Source organism: Phaeobacter sp. 11ANDIMAR09 (assembly GCF_001294455.1).
GTDB lineage: Bacteria > Pseudomonadota > Alphaproteobacteria > Rhodobacterales > Rhodobacteraceae > Pseudophaeobacter.
This window is the reverse complement of sequence record NZ_LIKT01000002.1, coordinates 246,479-263,933: the sequence shown is the minus strand read 5'-3', so window position 1 is coordinate 263,933 and position 17,455 is coordinate 246,479. Positions and strand designations below refer to the sequence as shown.

Sequence of the window (17,455 nt, the reverse complement as noted above, 5' to 3'; positions counted from 1 at the left end):
TCGGGGATTTCCGTGACTGTCCCTGAGGCCGTTCTGCCTCGCCCTGCTGACCAGGGGCGGCGCTCCAACAGACAATTCCCTACGCGCTCGAAACTACGGTACCCTACTGCCATTCTAGCAGCAGGTCCCGTGGGAACGTCGCTAAGGAAGGACGTATCTGTTGTTACCCGGCCTGTTGCATCAGGCGCCAGAGGGTTGAATCAAGCGCGGTCCCAATCGACACACGTCTGCTTCCCAATGCGGCCTTGGCAGAAATCACCGAGACAAGCCTGGGCAAATGGCCCGGTATTACCTGCAGCACTGGTGCACCAGAGGCCCCAAAGTCCACAAGGCAGGACATCACCAATGTCGTTCTCTGCTTTGCCAGAACCTCGCAGCTGCGTTCCAAATTGGGGCGCGTTGCATGGGTAAAGTTGTAAGAGAGCACTCCAACGGAGTCCCCGCGTGCGGCATTCAAAGACATCCTCAAAGGTTGGATCTCGTTCGAATTGATCGGTCGAGACAGCCGGAGAACCGCAATGTCGCTCCCCATCAAAGAGCCACCTCTTTGGCTATGCCGATAGCCTGGATGCACCACAGCCTTCGCAATGTTGCGTGCGGCTTTTGCGCGTCGCCCCATGAGGCCCGCTTCGAATTTGATCGTCGTCGGATCAATCGCGCGTCCAGATGCCGGATCATACAGGCAATGGGCCGCGGTCAGTACCAAGTTTGGCGCAATCAAGGATCCGGTACACATATTGCGTCCCGAGATATTCAGACGTCCAACCGCTTCCCACCCAGGTAACGATCGAGCTCCAAATTGCGGATCACCCGCCCTCGCGCCGCTGGGCATACTTGCAAGCAAGTAGGCCACAGCCACAGCGATTAGTCGTTTCATTTTCCACTCCAAATTCCCACATCGACATGTTTGTTCAGTCGTGCGGCTGGAATGGGGCCCAATCTTGTGCTTGGTGGACGAAATAATGGACAGAATGTGGCAGCGTTAACAATTCTCTAACCCCCCGGTTATTGATGCCCCAGAATGACGCTAAAACGGGGTAAAAAGCCACCCAGCGTTAAGACTCTCCCTAAGGTTTTAGTCAAATAGCTGTAAAAACTTGCATTTTTATTCCCACGCGACGTCCCAAAAGACCTGTTCGACCGCAAGACTTCGGTAAGAAATTGGTGGATTGCCACAAGATCTGGGGCAAATGGGGCAAGAATCAGTCCTGAGTCGCCGCCCAATGGCCCCGTGTTCTGTTGCCAAATCCATAACTGCGCCTCCGCCTGTTAAGACATGCGCCATCAGCGGCACGACGGCTCGCAACCGCAGCCGCGCTGCGGTTCTTTAGCGGTTTGATAACAAAGTGTACCCGCTAGGTTCTCCCCTCGCCTTGGGGAGGCCCTTGGCTCATCAGCCATAGAGATGCGACGGGTCGACGAAAACCTCCCAGACAGGCGCGCCGCGTTAATCCGCCTTAGGCAAACCTTAAGCCCGCACAGATGCGGTTCACCGTTAGAGCACCATCCGCCAGCCTCAGCCCTTTGCCGCTGGCGTCCGGCAACAGCAAGGCTCTCGCCCGCCTCCCCCCACGGGCGCGAGGGCGCAGGCGTCAATGTACAGGGCCGTGACAGCGCCCTGGGCGAGAAGTAAGTGCGCGGCTCAGGGCAGGGCTATGGCTTGTCAGGGCAACAGCGCCAGGCGCTTCATAAACAGGGATTTAACTGCCTGTGAGTCAACGCCCAGACAGACCGATACTGCCGCCCGACTGCCAATGCCAGCCTCCAGGGTTTGCCCCGATGTCTCGCCGGAACAGGAAACACGAATGGGCAGGTTCTTTGTATTGAACAATTCAGGGTGGCTACAGGCGATCACCGCCGCCGGGTCATGCAGAGAACAGCCGTCAAACTTTCCAACGGTTTCGTAAAAGTTCAGATAGAACTCGGACATGGTTTGCAGCATCCCGCCCATTTCCGGCGACAGAGCCGCGATAGAGGCAAAATCCGCCTTTGTGCACAGAATCCGGTGCGTGACATCGAGGCCAACCATCACCACTTCGGCCCCAGAGCCAAAGACCACATCCGCCGCATGAGGGTCATGATAGATATTGGCCTCGGCATGCGGCGTGATATTACCGCCCTCCTCCAGAGAGCCCCCCATGATGACAATACGTCTGACGTTTTTGACAAACTCCGGGTCGCGTTGAATGGCCAGAGCGATATTGGTCAGCGGCCCGATAGGACAGAGCACCAGCTCCCCCTTATGTTCGCGCGCCATACGGATCAGGAAATCAGCGGCCTCTTCCTCGATCGGTGCGCCCTTGGGCTGCATGGCCGGGATATTGCCAAACCCCTCTTCGCCATGCACCTGCGCAGAGGGCTTGAACGGCGGCAGGCGCAGCGGAGCTTTTGCGCCCTGTGCCACAGGCACATCCAGGTCCGCAGCTTCCAGCAGGCGCAGCGCGTTGCGGGTGGCAATCGCGGTGGTGACATTGCCAAAAATCGTGGTGAGCCCCAGTAACGAGATCTCTGGAGCTGCTGCCGCATAAAAAATCGCCATGGCATCATCAATGCCGGGGTCCGTGTCGATAATCAGTTTAATCATGGCAGCCTCTTTCTCACTTACCAAAGCCGCCTAACATTTCCTGCGCGGCCTCAGCAAGCACCGCAAAGATCGCACCTGGCCGCTGGGGCCAGGCCTGCGGCAAAAGAGAAGCGCCCCGGCAGGGTAACTGCGGGGGCGCTTGCAAATCGATTCCGATCTCTTCGTCCGAGCACAGCGGCCCAGAGACCCATTGGATCAGGTGTTGAACAGAAAGTGCATGACATCGCCATCTTTGACAATGTAGGTTTTGCCTTCGGCCCGCATCTTGCCAGCCTCTTTGGCCCCCTGCTCGCCGTCGCAAGCGATATAGTCCTCATAGGCAATAGTCTCTGCCCGGATAAAACCTTTTTCAAAGTCGCCATGGATGACGCCTGCGGCCTGTGGCGCAGAGGTGCCCTCACGGATGGTCCAGGCACGGGCCTCTTTCGGGCCGACGGTGAAATAGGTTTCCAGATGCAACAGCTCGTAGCCTGCGCGGATCAGCCGGTCGAGCCCGGCTTCCTCAAGCCCCATTTCCTCGAGAAACATCTGGGCCTCTTCGGCCTCAAGCTGGCTGATTTCTTCTTCGATCTGTGCCGAGATGACCACATGTGAATTGCCCTGAGCAGCCGCCATTTCCGCAACCTTGGCGGAATGATCGTTGCCTTCGGCAGATTCCGACTCGCCTACATTGCAAACATAGAGCACCGGTTTGGTGCTCAGGAGCTGCAACATTTTCCAGGCTTTGGCGTCTTCAGCGTCGACCTCAACCAGTCGCGCCGGCTTGCCCTCTTCGAGCATTGCCTGGGCTTCAGCCAACAAACGATCCTGTTGGGCCGCGTCTTTGTCGTTGCCTTTGATCTTGCGTACCAGGCCAGCACGACGCTTTTCGATGCTTTCCAGATCTGCAAGCATCAACTCCGTCTCGATGGTTTCAGCATCCGCTACTGGGTCAACGCGGCCATCAACATGGGTCACGTCGCCATCCTCGAAACAGCGCAAAACATGTGCAATTGCATCGGTTTCGCGGATGTTGGCCAGGAACTGATTGCCCAGGCCTTCGCCTTTTGAGGCGCCTTTGACCAGCCCGGCAATATCCACAAAGGTCATCCGGGTCGGGATGATCTGCTTGGAGGTGGCAATCGCGGCCAGCTTGTCCAGACGGCTGTCCGGCACGCCGACTTCACCCACATTGGGCTCAATAGTGCAGAACGGAAAGTTCGCAGCCTGCGCCGATGCGGTTTTGGTCAATGCGTTGAACAAAGTCGACTTGCCGACATTCGGCAGGCCGACAATTCCCATTTTAAAGCCCATCTCGGCCTCCTGATGCCATTTGGGAAAGGCTTCTAGGCAGCATTGCCGCCCGGCGCAAGACAGCATTCTCCTTTGGCCCAGCTCCTCGCTCCGTCTTGACCCCCGACAATTCTCCGTCAAAAGTGATCCTGCCCTCGCGTAAACTCTCATTGGCGTGAAGGCGGGTTTAAAACATGAATTGTGATCCTATGTACTGCCAAACTTTCGGACGTTGGGGAAAAAATGAAAAATAGTATTCTGCTCTCAGCCGCTTTGACTGTCGGCATTACGGGCTCTGCCATGGCTCAGGAAATCGTTCTTGGCGCTGGCTATTCTGACTATTCCCGTCAGGGCGCAGACGATGGTGTCGCCCTGTCAATGGAATACATCCATAGCCCCTTTTACGAAGGCCGCGTTTTTTCGGCGAGCCTGGCGGGTGCGCTCGAGGTGGTTGAAACCGGCGATGCCTTTGTTGGCGGCGGGGTAAGCGGCACCTGGGATCTGGAACATGACTGGTTTATTGAAGCCAGCGTGCTGCCTGGTGCCTTTGTCGAAGGCACCTCATTGAACGATCTTGGCTCCACCTTTGAAATCCGCAGCCAGCTCGCCATTGGCAAACGTTTCAAAAGCGGCAAGGCAATGTCCCTGGCTCTGAGCCATAAATCCAATGCCTCAACCGCCGATATCAATCCCGGTGTGAATACCCTGTCCCTGCGCTGGCACATTCCGATGAACTAGGCACTGCAAAACGCAAATGGGGCCTGGGTCGGGATTGATTTCCCCTGCAACTTTCGGCACACCGGAGCGGTAAGTTGCAAGAGGCCCCATCATGACCCGTATTGACGCAAAATTCGCCGAACTCAGAGCCGCCGGCAAAAAGGCCTTTGTGTCCTATGTCATGGCGGGTGACCCGAACTATGAAAGCTCGCTCGAGCTGGTAAAGGGCCTGCCCGCTGCTGGCGTCGATATTATCGAACTGGGCCTGCCCTTCACCGATCCGATGGCCGATGGCCCGACAATCCAGCTGGCCGGCCAACGAGCTCTGGACGGCGGCATGACCTTGGAAAAGACCCTGCAACTGGCTGCAGAATTCCGCAAAGAAGACGACACCACCCCAATTGTTCTGATGGGCTATTACAACCCAATCTACAATCGCGGGGTTGAGACCTTCCTGACGGATGCCAAGGCCGCCGGCATTGATGGTCTGATCGTAGTGGACCTGCCTCCGGAAGAGGATGACGAGCTGTGTATTCCAGCTCAGAAGGCCGGCCTGAACTTCATCCGCCTGGCCACCCCAACCACCGATGACAAGCGCCTGCCAACCGTTCTGCAAAACACCTCTGGCTTTGTCTATTATGTCTCTGTCACCGGCATCACCGGCGCCGCTGAAGCTCAGGCGGGTGACGTAGGACCCGAAGTGGCCCGGATCAAATCCTCTACCGATCTGCCAGTCATCGTAGGCTTTGGTATCAACACGCCGGAAAAGGCACAGAACATCGCCTCGATATCCGATGGCGCCGTTGTAGGCAGTGCCATCGTCAGCAAAATGGCCGAGAGCCAATCGGTCACCGACACCCTGGCCTTTGTCAAATCACTCGCGGATGGCGCCCACCAGGGCTAACACAACGCCTCTCTCATCCCATCATCATAGGGCCGCGCCTCCGGGTGCGGCCTTTTGCGTCTTTGGGAAACACCGGCCGCAGTATTGCAGAGAAGCAAAACAATTGGTAAGGAAATATTACCACATCAAAGCGAGGGTTCATCCGTGCCGGTCATTACCAACATTCAGGATCTGAAACGTATTTACGAGCGGCGGGTGCCGCGGATGTTTTTTGACTATGCCGAAAGCGGCAGCTGGACCGAGCAGACCTTTCGCGAGAACACCTCTGATTTCGAGCAAATCCGCCTGCGTCAGCGGGTGGCGGTGGATATGTCAGGCCGCAGCACCTCTGGCCAGATGATCGGCGAAGATGTCGCCATGCCGGTGGCGCTTGCCCCTGTGGGTTTGACCGGCATGCAGCATGCGGATGGCGAGATCAAAGCCGCCAAGGCGGCTGAGGATTTTGGTGTGCCCTTCACGCTCTCCACCATGTCGATCAACTCGATCGAGGATGTGGCCGAAGCCACCACCCGCCCGTTCTGGTTCCAGCTCTACACCATGAAGGATGACGACTATATCCGCCGCCTGATCCAACGCGCCAAGGATGCCAAATGTTCCGCCCTTGTTATCACGCTCGACCTGCAGATCCTTGGACAGCGTCATAAGGATCTAAAAAATGGCCTCTCCGCTCCGCCAAAACTGACCCCCAAAACCATCGCCAACCTGATGACAAAATGGACCTGGGGCCTGCAAATGCTGGGCGCCAAACGGCGGGAGTTCGGCAATATCGTGGGCCATGTCGACGGCATCTCCGATGCCTCCTCTTTAGGGGCCTGGACCGCAGAACAGTTTGACCCCTCTTTGGACTGGGGCAAGATTGCCAAGCTCAAGGAGATGTGGGGCGGCAAAGTGATCCTCAAAGGAATTCTGGACGCGGAAGACGCCAGGATGGCGGCCAAGGTTGGCGCCGATGCCATTGTGGTCTCCAACCACGGCGGCCGCCAGCTTGATGGCGCCCTCAGCTCCATCCGCATGCTGCCGCAGATCCTGGACGCTGTCGGCGATGAGGTCGAAGTGCATCTCGACAGTGGCATCCGCTCTGGCCAAGACGTGCTCAAGGCCCTGGCCATGGGCGCCAAAGGCACCATGATCGGTCGTGCCTTTGTCTATGGGCTCGGCGCCATGGGTCAACAGGGCGTCACCACCGCGCTGGAGGTGATCCAAAAGGAACTCGACACCACCATGGCGCTCTGCGGTGAACGTCATCTCACGGATCTGGGACGGCACAACCTGCTGATCCCGCGAGATTTCGAAGGCCAGTGGCAGGCCTGAGCCAGCCCCAGAAAGTCAAAATATCCGGTCCTGAAACCAGATCAGGGCCGGATAGGCACAGAGCCAGATCCAAAAGAACCGGTTGAGCCCAAAAAAGCAGGCGTTGGAAAAATGAAACCCGGCCGCACAGAGTAGCGCCAGCTTTAAGGCCACCGGGTCCAGCAGCGCCAGCGGAAAGACCAGCTCGAACAGGATCACCGCCCAGCCCATCACAAAGAGGAATCGCGGGCGATCCGCCAGCTCCCTCAGCCCCTCACTCACCGGATAGGCGGAAAAGCGAAACACGTCACGCAAGGCTTCACCGCGCTGCCATTCCGGGTTGACCACCTTGACCCAACCGGAAACAAAATAGGACAGCACCAGCTGCACTGCCAGATAGGACAGCGCCATCTCCTGCCAGAACGGCGTTGGCGCCAGGTGGGCGAGGCTGAGACAGCTGAGGATCAGCATGGTCATCTTGTCGCTACCGCCATTATAGGGCCCCTGATACCGCCAGAGCATCGCCAGGCTGATCACCCAGAGCCCCCAAAGGGGCCAGGCACCTCCCACCCCAAGCGCCATAAGCAGGCACAATCCCAGCCGCGGCACAAAGATCATCCGATCGCCCCGTGCCAAATGTTCCAGGCTCTGTTGGGCAATAGCAAAGGACAGCAACAGCTGCATCCAGCCCATGGCCTGCCCCAGTGTCAGCCCCTGTGTCAGCCCCTGCTGCATCAGCTCCTGAACGCTCATACTCGCCGCCCCTGCAGCGGCGCGAGCGGCACCGGCTTGCTTTCATATTCCACCAGCTTGACGATTTCCTCCCCCTCGCGCGACAGAAACACCAACCGGAACTGCAGCGCCTGCGCTGCCGCTCCCACCGGCAGGGCTTGGGCAACCCGTAGATTGATCTCATCCACGCTATGCTGACTTGGCGCCTCAATCAGCCGCTCGGAACAGCTGACCAGATAGAGCTGCTCGTTCCAGTCCGGATTCCACAGCATCCGCCGCAGGATCCGCCCCATCCCCAGATGGGCGGGCCGCGGCCGATCCTCTCGCCAGGCCCCGGCGCTTCCCTGCGCAATGAGGCGATATTCAATCCGCGGCGACGGCGCCACGGTTTTGAAAAACCGCCAGGATGGGATCACCGTCGGCAAAAAGAGAGAAAGAAGTCGCAGCACCTGGGCAGGCTCCAGCAAAGTAAGACCTGCGCCGCAGACTAGCGCACGGATTTTAACACTTCCTTTTGCACCAGCATTTCCTGCTCCACAGCTTCATTTGGCCCAAAATATCCCGGGGGGAGGCCGCAGGCCGGGGGGCAGCGCCCCCAACCACCACATCCGACACACGCCCCCTTGCGAGAATCCAAAATCCCCTGTAAGGGCAGGCCTTCACGTGGGGTGACAGCCTTGGAGGCACCCCGCTCAGATATATTGGAGACTTAAGATGGCAAAAGAGATTCCTGATCTCGTCGCCGAGGAACGTGCGGGGACGGGCAAGGGCGCCGCTCGCGCAGCACGTCGTGCTGGCATGGTTCCTGGTGTTGTTTACGGTGGTGACGCAGATCCTCTGTCGATCCAGATCCCTTTCAACGTTCTGTTGAAAAAGCTGAAAGCCGGCAAATTCAAGTCCACCCTGTGGAACCTGAAAGTTGAAGGCCAGGAAGACGTCCGCGTGATCTGCCGCGACGTCCAGCGTGACGTTGTCAAAGACCTGCCGACACACCTTGACCTGATGCGCCTGCGCCGCACTTCGGAAATCAACCTGTTCATTCCGGTTGAGTTCATCAACGAAGACACCTGCCCCGGCATCAAAAAGGGCGGCATGCTGGTTGTTGTGCGCCCCGAAGTCGAACTGGTTGTGACTGCAGGTGACATCCCTGAAAAGATCACTGTTGATCTGGCAAATGCCGCAATCGGCGATGTCATCACCATTTCGTCGATCGAGCTGCCCAAAGGCGCCCGTCCGACAATTGATCGTGACTTCGTTATTGCCAATATCGCGGCACCTGGCGGCATTTCTGCTGCTGACGAAGACGAAGACGGCGGCGACGAAGCTGCTGAAGAATAAATCATTCCCTTTGGGGTGTGATGAAACGGGGTCCTTCGGGGCCCCGTTTTGCTTTTGGTGGCCAGCTTCGCTCATTGGCCACCAAGATCTGGGTGCTGTTTTTGATCCGGAATCAATGTCAGCGCAAAAAAGTTAGACGCCCAAAAATTTCGCAAAAACCGATCAAAAAAAGGGACAATATCGACAGAGAATCTCCAAATTTGCAAACCTGTCGTTTGCCTTTTCCAGTCAGGCTTCCATCTCGTATGGCTTAGGGGTGATGTGACATGATGGATCGATTGGAGCGGGAAGAAGCAGAACTGCGCAGACGATTGCTGTTCAGGATTCTGCGCGGGTTCAACTTTGATGCCCCCAGATTTGGCGGTGAAACGATTTCCGACCCTATACCGCCCCATCTGCTGGGGCAGGATGCGGACTATCGCCTGCCCCAGCGCGGCGCCTAGGGGGCTAAACCTCCGCGCCCTGGCAGACAGGCCCTCACCGCACGCGAGATATTTCCGTTTCATGGCACTGGTTCCTCGCTCTGGGTCACTGCATTGGCTTGCCCGAAAATCCTCACTCTGGATTTTCGTCAAAAATCTCGTCATATAGCCCCGAGGTCTGAGGCCGGGCCGCAAAAACCGGGCCGGCAGACACAACGGCGGCACTGCCCCCGCAACGCGAAATGAGACAGGCTATGAAACTCTTTGTTGGGCTCGGAAATCCCGGTGCCAAATATGCCCAAAACAGACATAATATCGGCTTCATGGCGCTGGATCAGATCGCATCTGACCATGGGTTTTCTCCCTGGAAGACCAAGTTCCAGGCGCAGATCTGCGAGGGCACGCTTGGCGGCACCAAGGTCCTGCTGCTGAAACCGCAGACTTTTATGAACCTGTCAGGCCAGGCCGTTGGCGAGGCGATGCGTTTTTACAAGCTGACCAGCGAAGATGTCACTGTGTTGCACGACGAGCTGGACCTGGCCCCGGGCAAATGCCGGGTAAAACAGGGCGGCGGTCATGCGGGGCACAATGGGCTGCGCTCGCTGCACTCCCATATTGGCGCCAGCTATGGCCGCGTGAGGCTGGGCATCGGCCATCCCGGCCATAAGGATGCGGTTGCCGGCTATGTTCTGCGCGACTTCCCCAAGGCTGACGAGGCCTGGCTGGATGATCTGATGCGTGGCATTTCAGATGGGGCCGCAGCGCTGGCCGCCGGGGATAGTGGCAAATTCATGAATGCCGTTTCTCTGCGGGTCGCCCCACCGCGCAGCTCCACCGGATCAAAGCCCCCCAAAGACAAGCCCTCAGGCAAGCAACAGGCACCTCAGCAAGCATCCAAGCAGCCCATGGCAAAGCCAACTGCCACGCAGGACGAAGCCGCTGCAGAGCCGCGGCCCGATCAACGTTCCCCGCTGGAAAAGCTGGTCGACAAGTTCAAATAACCCGAGGCTTCCGCCGCGTCCTTCTTTGTCCCCTGCCCTGCTCGGTTTAAGGCTAGAAAAACGAGGGAGGCAATGGACATGAAGAAACATCTCAAACGACTGCTGCGGGCATTGGTGGTTTTTGCCATCATTTTGGCCGGTTTCGGGATTTGGAAACGCGAAGAAATCCAACGGCTCTGGGCCGTGAATTCGCTGTTCTCGGCTGACAAGATCGTCAGCAACTTCTCCAATATGAATGCCGCGTTTCTGACAACTCCTGTGGCGCGGGGCACCGAGCCTGTCAGCGCCCTCCCGGCAGGGAGAAAAATTACGCTCCCTGTTGAAACCGAGGCCTGGATCCAAGACCGAGCTGTCACCTCGCTTTTGGTGATGAAAGGCGGCGAAATCCGGCATGAAAGCTATCATCTGGACACCTCAGCCGAGGATCGCCGGATCTCCTGGTCAGTGGCGAAAAGCTACCTGTCAGCGCTCTTTGGGGTGCTGTTGGAGGAGGGCACCATCGCCTCGATCGACGACCCTGCAACCAAATATGCGCCTGAACTGAAAGGCAGCGCCTATGACGGTGCCTCGATCCGCAATGTGCTGAACATGGCCAGTGGCGTCACCTTTGACGAAGACTATCTGGACTATGACTCCGACATCAACCGTATGGGCCGCGAGATCGCTCTGGGCGGCACATTGGATCAGTTCACTGCCGATCTGAGCGAGACCTTTGTAAGCCCGGGTGAGCAATGGCAATATGTTTCGATTGATACTCATGTGATTGGCATGGTCATTCGGGGCGCAACGGGCCAAAGCATCGCCAGCCTTTTGCAGGACCGGATTATCGCGCCCTTGGGGCTGGAGCAGGATCTCTACTATGTCACTGACGGGGAGGGCGTAGCCTTTGTTCTGGGCGGATTGAACATCACCACCCGCGACTATGCCCGCTTTGGCCTGATGATCGAACAGGACGGGCAATACAATGGCCAGCAAGTGGTTCCGGCCGATTGGATCGCCGCCTCCACCACGCCCTCGGCGCCGACCAAGCCCGGCAAGATCGGCTATGGCTATCAGTGGTGGATTCCGGTTGGCGCCGAGCCAGGCGAATTCATGGCGCGGGGCGTCTATGGCCAATACATCTATATCGACCAAGCCCGTGATGTTGTGATTGTGAGTACCGCTGCAGATCGCAGGTTCCGGGAAAAGGGTGTAAACGAGATCAATATCGAAATGTTCCGAAAGCTGGCCCAAATGCTGTAGACTGCCCTGTATGAAACAGGACCAAAGCATAAACGTATTGGGCGGGGCGCTTGCGCCCTGCTCAAATCATCCCCTCACCGGCTTCTTTCGCGATGGCCATTGTAACACCTGCGCAGAAGATCAGGGCAGTCACACTGTTTGCGCCGTGATGACAGCCGAGTTTCTCGCCTATTCCAAATATGTTGGCAATGATCTGTCGACACCCCGCCCCACGTATGGCTTTGCTGGTCTAACCCCAGGAGATCGCTGGTGCCTCTGCGCCAGCCGTTTTCTGCAGGCGGCGGACGAAGGCTGTGCTCCGCTTGTCAATCTTGAGGCCACCCATCTGCGAGCGCTGGACATTGTCCCCTTGCGGCTGTTGCAAAGCCATGACGTCGGGACAATGGATCGTTAGGGCTAGAGCATAGTTTTCAACCCACAAGGTCTAGGTGATTGACCCGCCCCTCCCTTTGCCGCTATGGCAGGATCGTAGCCAGCAACCGCCCGTCCCTCGGTCGAAAATAGCCAGCCTCTTTGTCCAACCAAAGGAGACTGGTATGAGCTATATCGCCATGAACCGTTTCAAGATCCGTCCCGGCCGTACAGCCGATTTCGAAGACATCTGGAAGAGCCGTGAGTCCAAGTTGAAAGAGCTTAAAGGCTTTCGCGAGTTCCGCCTGCTGAAGGGCCCGGAAACCGAAGGACACACGCTGTATTCCAGCCACGTGCTCTGGGACAGCCGCGAAGATTTTGAGGCCTGGACCAAATCCCAGCAATTCCGCGATTCGCATCGCAATGCGGGTAAGCGCGAAGGCGAAAGCCCAATCATGGGTCACCCCCAGTTCGAAGGCTTTGAAACGGTCCTACACGAAGCCTGATCAGGCTTGTTGACAAGAAAAGGCCGACCCGGTTCTCCGGATCGGCCAAAATCTTTCTGTGCCCGCGCAGCGCAGCGCGGCCCAGGGCTTACTCCTCGAAAGTGCGGCCTTCTTCGGTATCGGACATGTCAAAGCCGAGGTGCTTGGCCACAGTAAAGACATCCTTGTCACCGCGCCCACACATGTTCATCACAATAATATGGTCCTTGGGCAGATCTGGTGCGATCTTCATCACATGGGCCAATGCGTGGCTGGGCTCCAGAGCTGGAATGATGCCTTCCATCGCACAGGACAGCTGGAAGGCCTCCAGCGCTTCCTTGTCAGTGATGGAGACATATTCGGCGCGGCCTGTGTCGTGCAGCCAGGAGTGTTCGGGGCCGATGCCAGGATAGTCCAGCCCGGCCGAAATCGAGAAACCTTCCTGGATCTGGCCATCTTCGTCCTGCAGCAGATAGGTCCGGTTGCCATGCAGCACGCCGGGGCGGCCACCAGTCAGCGAAGCACAGTGCTGCATCCGGTCATCAACACCCTTGCCGCCGGCTTCGACGCCGATGATATTGACGGATTTGTCATCCAGGAAGGGGTGGAACAGGCCAATGGCGTTTGAGCCACCGCCAATGGCCGCAATGAGCGTATCCGGCAGGCGGCCTTCGCCTTCCTGCTCGGCCAGCTGCCAGCGGACTTCCTTTCCAATGATAGATTGGAAGTCGCGCACCAGCGCCGGATAGGGATGCGGACCCGCCGCAGTACCGATGCAATAGAAGGTATCGTCGACGTTGGTCACCCAGTCGCGCAGGGCGTCGTTCATCGCGTCCTTCAGGGTGCCCCGGCCCGAGGTCACTGGAATGACTTCCGCGCCCAGCAGGCGCATGCGGAAGACATTGGGCGCCTGTCGCTTGACGTCATGCGCCCCCATGTAGACCACACATTTCAGACCAAATTTGGCGCAGACAGTTGCAGTGGCAACCCCGTGCTGACCGGCGCCGGTTTCGGCAATAATGCGGCTCTTGCCCATGCGGCGCGCCAGCAGAATCTGCCCCAGCACATTGTTGACCTTATGGGCGCCAGTGTGGTTCAGCTCGTCGCGCTTCATGTAGACCTTGGCGCCACCCAGATGGGTGCTCAGACGCTCAGCATGGTAAAGCGGGCTTGGGCGGCCAACATAGTGTTTCCACAGGTCATCCATCTCTGCCCAAAAGCTGGGATCATCCTTGGCCCGGTTATATTCCTCTTCGAGGCTGAGGATCAGCGGCATCAAGGTTTCGGAGACAAACCTACCACCAAAGATGCCAAAACGGCCCTTTTCGTCAGGTCCATTCATAAAGCTGTTGAAGAGATCGTTTGCCATGGTTCTTCCCCTTGTCGCAGCACTGATCGCAGCGCCCGACATGACTAGCGCGCAGGCGGCGGCGGGTAAAGAGAGGCCGGGCAGGATTCTGTTCTGCGGACCACAGTTTCACCTAAGGAAAGGGCGCCGCCTCTGCTTGCGGTCAGCCCGTGGCTGACAGGGCCGCAGAGGTGAAGCGGCTGATCAAATCAGCATCCTTTTGCCCAGGCACTGTCTCGACACCCGACGAGACATCAACCTGGCGCGCGCCGGTCATGCGCACAGCCTCGGCAACATTGTCGGGTGTCAGCCCCCCTGCCAGCATCCAGGGGCGTTGCCAGTATTTGCGCCCGGCCAGCAGGCGCCAGTCAAAGGCCAGGCCGTTACCACCGGGAAGATCGGCATCCCTGGGTGGCTTGGCATCAATCAGCAGCTGATCCGCAACCTGAGAGTAGAGATCAATCTGCGGCAAATCCTGGGCATCGGCAATGCCGATGGCCTTCATCACTGGCAAACCATAACGGGATTTAACCTCTGCCACCCGCTCGGGGCTTTCGCTGCCGTGCAATTGCAACATATCCAGCGGCACCACCTTGGTCAGCGCATCCAGCAGGGCATCATCGGCATTCACCGTCAGCGCCACCTTGCACAGGCCAACAGGCGCCTCTAACGCCAGCCCGGCGGCCTGTTCAACAGAGACATGTCGTGGTGATTTTGGAAAAAACACAAAGCCCACATAGCCCGCACCAGCGCTGGCAGCCGCAGCCACATCCTGCGGGGTTCTAAGCCCGCAGATCTTTACCCGAACAGCATTCATCCGCTTTGCTCAGCTGGCTTCTTCCAAAAGCGCGAGGACCTCGTCTTTGCCCTCGTTCTTTTGCTGTTTCAGCTTTTTCACTTCGCGCGACAGCTTCTTTACTTCGCGGCTCTGGGTGCTGACGGCACGACGGTGTTTATGCTCGCGCAGCCATTCCCAAACAAAGCCAATCGCCAAACCCGCACCCAGACCGCCCAGCACCACCACAAAGATCGGCAAAGAGATCGAAGGATTAATCCCGACAAATTCAGAAACAGCATCAGGCAGCAGTTTCAGCGAGATGACAGAGCGGTTTGCGATACAGACCGAAACCAACAGAATTCCCAGGATTCCCAGGACAGCATAGCGAATATAGCGCATTTAGGCCTTTCCGTTCAGGCGATCCCTCAAGAGCTTACCGGTCTTGAAGAACGGAACATGTTTTTCTTCAACTTGGACAGTTTCACCGGTGCGCGGGTTGCGACCAACCCGTGAGTCTCTTTGTTTAACCGAGAAAGCGCCAAAGCCGCGCAATTCCACCCGGTCACCCCGGGACATCGCATCAGTCACTTCCTCAAACACCGTGTTCACGATCCTTTCGACATCCCGCTGATACAGGTGCGGGTTTTCGTCTGCAATCTTCTGAATCAATTCAGAGCGGATCATACTTACTGCCCTCCCAGATGTACGCAAGCCTTTGTCGGCTAACGACAACTATAGGTACAAAAGCCTCATCTAGGAACCAAAACACTGGGCCCATGGATGATATTTGCCCCGCAAAATTCGTCAAACGACCATAAATTCTCGAATTTTCTTCCATCAATGGCTCTGTAAGGCGCTGCAAAGCCCTTTGCTGGCCGCACTGGGGCCCAAAAAGAATTGGTTGATTCGCAACGCCTTACCCTCTCTGTCGGACCGCTTTTGGCTGAGGTCACCGAACGGCAAACAGCTGCATCCCCCCCCGCAGCCATCAGCCCCTCCGCGTCTTGCGGGCTGGTGGAAATCCGCTCAAAAAGAAACGGCCCCGCCAAAAAGGCAAGGCCGCTCTATTCGTTTAAAACCTAAAGTGCAGGCCGAAACTTAGTCGTTGTTCAGAGCTGCGCCCAGGATATCGCCCAAGCTTGCGCCGGAATCCGAGGAACCATACTGCTCAACCGCTTCTTTTTCTTCTGCGATCTCGCGCGCTTTGATCGACAGACCCAGACGACGGGTCTTGCTGTCGACGTTGGTGACGCGAACGTCGACCTTGTCGCCAACATTGAAACGCTCGGGGCGCTGCTCGGCGCGATCACGCGACAGGTCGGAGCGACGGATGAAGCTCTTCATGCCTTCGTATTCGACCTCGATGCCGCCTTCTTCGATGGCTGTGACGTTCACGGTGACAATGGAGCCACGCTTCACGCCGCCAACGGCTTCAGCGAACTTGTCGCCACCCAGGGCTTTGATCGACAGGGAGATACGCTCTTTTTCAACATCCACTTCGGAGACAACGGCCGAAACCATGTCGCCTTTGCGGTAGTTCTGGATCGCATCTTCGCCGCGCTCGTCCCAGGACAGGTCGGACAGGTGAACCATGCCGTCGATGTCGCCTTCGAGGCCGATAAACAGACCGAATTCGGTGATGTTCTTGACTTCGCCTTCGACTTCGGTGCCCTCAGGGTTGCTCTCGGAGAACACTTCCCATGGGTTACGCTGAGTCTGCTTGAGACCCAGGGAAACGCGACGCTTGGAACCGTCGATTTCCAGAACCATGACGTCGACTTCCTGCGAAGTGGAGACAATCTTGCCGGGATGTACGTTCTTCTTGGTCCAGGACATTTCAGAAACGTGGACCAGACCTTCAACACCGGGCTCCAGCTCAACAAATGCACCGTAATCGGTGATGTTGGTCACGCGGCCTTTGTGGACCGAGGAGAGTGGGTACTTGGCGCCAACCAGATCCCATGGATCTTCCTGCAGCTGCTTCATGCCCAGGGAGATACGGTGGGTATCTTTGTTGATCTTGATGACCTGAACCTTGACGGTCTCGCCGATCGCCAGGATCTCGGAGGGGTGGTTCACACGACGCCATGCCATGTCGGTGACGTGCAGCAGGCCGTCAACGCCGCCCAGGTCAACGAATGCACCGTATTCGGTGATGTTCTTGACCACACCGTCAACAGAATCACCCTCAGAGAGTTTGCCGATAACTTCGGCGCGCTGTTCGGCGCGGGACTCTTCGAGGATCGCACGACGCGATACAACGATATTGCCACGACGACGGTCCATTTTCAGGATCTGGAAGGGCTGCTTCAGACCCATCAGAGGGCCAGCGTCACGCACGGGGCGGACGTCAACTTGCGAACCGGGCAGGAAGGCAACTGCGCCACCCAGATCGACGGTAAAGCCACCTTTGACACGACCAAAGATCGCACCTTCGACGCGCTCGTCGTCGGCATAGGCTTTTTCCAGACGGTCCCAGGCTTCTTCGCGGCGTGCCATCTCGCGGGAGATAACGGCTTCGCCACGGGCGTTCTCAGCGGAACGCAGGTAGACTTCTACCTCGTCACCGACTGCGATTTCAGGAGCTTCGCCAGGGTTTGCGAATTCTTTCAGGTCAACGCGGCCTTCCATCTTGTAGCCGACGTCGATCAGGGCCTGGCCCGCTTCGATCGCGATAACCTTGCCTTTGACAACCGAACCCTCGTTCGGGGTGTCCATTTCGAAGCTTTCATTCAGGAGGGCTTCGAAATCCTCCATAGATACGTTTTGAGCCATGAGGTCTCAGGTTTCCTTTACAAAGTTTTCTGGCCGTGCGGTTGTCTCCGCCGGTCTTGGGGTTTGGTCGCATGGGGCGTGGCGCAAAGACATCTGAAGCAAACAAACACAAAGGGCCGGAACTTCCCCCGACCCTGCTCAGATTGTCCTTCGTGCGTGAACCGCCTCTATACAGACAGCGCGCTTGATAAGCGGATTCCCCGCCGCGTGCAAGGA

Annotated in this window: 19 protein-coding genes; 9 read left to right on the top strand and 10 right to left on the bottom strand. The window is 57.5% G+C overall.

The window, feature by feature from the left end; genetic code table 11:
- Window positions 1-163: 163 nt before the first annotated feature.
- From AN476_RS02770 to ychF, 3 genes are all read right to left on the bottom strand, one after another.
- Window positions 164-877: a serine protease gene (locus AN476_RS02770; RefSeq protein ID WP_083464203.1), complete on the bottom strand. Its 714-nt coding sequence runs from the start codon at window positions 875-877 to the stop codon at window positions 164-166.
- Between the two features lie 786 nt (window positions 878-1,663).
- Complete coding sequence (locus tag AN476_RS02765) at window positions 1,664-2,584, bottom strand: nucleoside hydrolase (RefSeq protein ID WP_054459483.1); 921 nt, start codon at window positions 2,582-2,584, stop codon at window positions 1,664-1,666.
- A gap of 195 nt (window positions 2,585-2,779) precedes the next feature.
- Window positions 2,780-3,877 (bottom strand): redox-regulated ATPase YchF, encoded by a 1,098-nt coding sequence (ychF, locus tag AN476_RS02760; protein ID WP_054459482.1) that lies wholly within the window; start codon window positions 3,875-3,877, stop codon window positions 2,780-2,782.
- Between the two features lie 222 nt (window positions 3,878-4,099).
- Between ychF and AN476_RS02755 the strand changes: the two genes are divergently transcribed.
- The 3 genes from AN476_RS02755 to AN476_RS02745 all read left to right on the top strand — a co-directional run bounded on the left by AN476_RS02755 (window position 4,100) and on the right by AN476_RS02745 (window position 6,788).
- Window positions 4,100-4,594, top strand: coding sequence for an acyloxyacyl hydrolase (locus tag AN476_RS02755; protein ID WP_054459348.1), 495 nt, complete (start codon window positions 4,100-4,102; stop codon window positions 4,592-4,594).
- A 91-nt stretch (window positions 4,595-4,685) separates the two neighbouring features.
- Window positions 4,686-5,477 (top strand): tryptophan synthase subunit alpha, encoded by a 792-nt coding sequence (gene trpA, locus AN476_RS02750; RefSeq protein WP_054459346.1) that lies wholly within the window; start codon window positions 4,686-4,688, stop codon window positions 5,475-5,477.
- A gap of 144 nt (window positions 5,478-5,621) precedes the next feature.
- The gene (locus tag AN476_RS02745; protein WP_054459344.1) at window positions 5,622-6,788 is read left to right on the top strand and encodes an alpha-hydroxy acid oxidase; all 1,167 of its coding nucleotides are present in this window, start codon (window positions 5,622-5,624) and stop codon (window positions 6,786-6,788) included.
- Window positions 6,789-6,803: 15 nt separating this feature from the next.
- Here the strand turns inward: AN476_RS02745 and AN476_RS02740 are convergent, their stop codons facing one another.
- On the bottom strand, window positions 6,804-7,520 hold the full coding sequence (locus tag AN476_RS02740) for an HTTM domain-containing protein (protein ID WP_253279821.1): 717 nt from the start codon (window positions 7,518-7,520) through the stop codon (window positions 6,804-6,806).
- Complete coding sequence (locus AN476_RS02735; RefSeq protein ID WP_216598369.1) at window positions 7,517-7,948, bottom strand: hypothetical protein; 432 nt, start codon at window positions 7,946-7,948, stop codon at window positions 7,517-7,519. Before AN476_RS02735 ends, AN476_RS02740 begins: the two co-directional genes overlap by 4 nt.
- Before the next feature lie 265 nt (window positions 7,949-8,213).
- On the opposite strand from AN476_RS02735, the gene AN476_RS02730 reads away from it, so the two are divergent.
- The 6 genes from AN476_RS02730 to AN476_RS02705 all read left to right on the top strand — a co-directional run bounded on the left by AN476_RS02730 (window position 8,214) and on the right by AN476_RS02705 (window position 12,359).
- On the top strand, window positions 8,214-8,837 hold the full coding sequence (locus tag AN476_RS02730; RefSeq protein WP_054459339.1) for a 50S ribosomal protein L25/general stress protein Ctc: 624 nt from the start codon (window positions 8,214-8,216) through the stop codon (window positions 8,835-8,837).
- A 266-nt stretch (window positions 8,838-9,103) separates the two neighbouring features.
- On the top strand, window positions 9,104-9,280 hold the full coding sequence (locus AN476_RS02725; protein ID WP_054459337.1) for a hypothetical protein: 177 nt from the start codon (window positions 9,104-9,106) through the stop codon (window positions 9,278-9,280).
- Window positions 9,281-9,513: 233 nt separating this feature from the next.
- Complete coding sequence (pth, locus tag AN476_RS02720; RefSeq protein ID WP_054459335.1) at window positions 9,514-10,260, top strand: aminoacyl-tRNA hydrolase; 747 nt, start codon at window positions 9,514-9,516, stop codon at window positions 10,258-10,260.
- A gap of 78 nt (window positions 10,261-10,338) precedes the next feature.
- Window positions 10,339-11,502: a serine hydrolase gene (locus tag AN476_RS02715; RefSeq protein WP_054459333.1), complete on the top strand. Its 1,164-nt coding sequence runs from the start codon at window positions 10,339-10,341 to the stop codon at window positions 11,500-11,502.
- A gap of 10 nt (window positions 11,503-11,512) precedes the next feature.
- A complete protein-coding gene (locus AN476_RS02710) occupies window positions 11,513-11,896 on the top strand; it encodes a DUF2237 family protein (protein ID WP_054459331.1) in 384 nt (127 codons plus the stop codon).
- 142 nt (window positions 11,897-12,038) lie between these two features.
- Window positions 12,039-12,359, top strand: a complete 321-nt coding sequence (locus AN476_RS02705) for an antibiotic biosynthesis monooxygenase (RefSeq protein WP_054459329.1) — start codon at window positions 12,039-12,041, stop codon at window positions 12,357-12,359.
- 88 nt (window positions 12,360-12,447) lie between these two features.
- On the opposite strand, the gene trpB is transcribed toward AN476_RS02705, so the two are convergent.
- The 5 genes from trpB to rpsA all read right to left on the bottom strand — a co-directional run bounded on the left by trpB (window position 12,448) and on the right by rpsA (window position 17,239).
- Window positions 12,448-13,707: a tryptophan synthase subunit beta gene (trpB, locus tag AN476_RS02700; protein WP_054459327.1), complete on the bottom strand. Its 1,260-nt coding sequence runs from the start codon at window positions 13,705-13,707 to the stop codon at window positions 12,448-12,450.
- Window positions 13,708-13,849: 142 nt separating this feature from the next.
- A complete protein-coding gene (locus AN476_RS02695; RefSeq protein WP_054459325.1) occupies window positions 13,850-14,503 on the bottom strand; it encodes a phosphoribosylanthranilate isomerase in 654 nt (217 codons plus the stop codon).
- A gap of 9 nt (window positions 14,504-14,512) precedes the next feature.
- On the bottom strand, window positions 14,513-14,863 hold the full coding sequence (locus AN476_RS02690; protein ID WP_054459323.1) for a lipopolysaccharide assembly protein LapA domain-containing protein: 351 nt from the start codon (window positions 14,861-14,863) through the stop codon (window positions 14,513-14,515).
- Window positions 14,864-15,148, bottom strand: a complete 285-nt coding sequence (ihfB, locus tag AN476_RS02685) for an integration host factor subunit beta (protein ID WP_009811081.1) — start codon at window positions 15,146-15,148, stop codon at window positions 14,864-14,866.
- Between the two features lie 414 nt (window positions 15,149-15,562).
- Window positions 15,563-17,239 carry a 30S ribosomal protein S1 gene (rpsA, locus tag AN476_RS02680; protein WP_054459321.1) on the bottom strand — a complete coding sequence of 559 codons (1,677 nt, stop codon included), beginning with the start codon at window positions 17,237-17,239 and terminating at the stop codon, window positions 15,563-15,565.
- Window positions 17,240-17,455 lie beyond the last annotated feature (216 nt).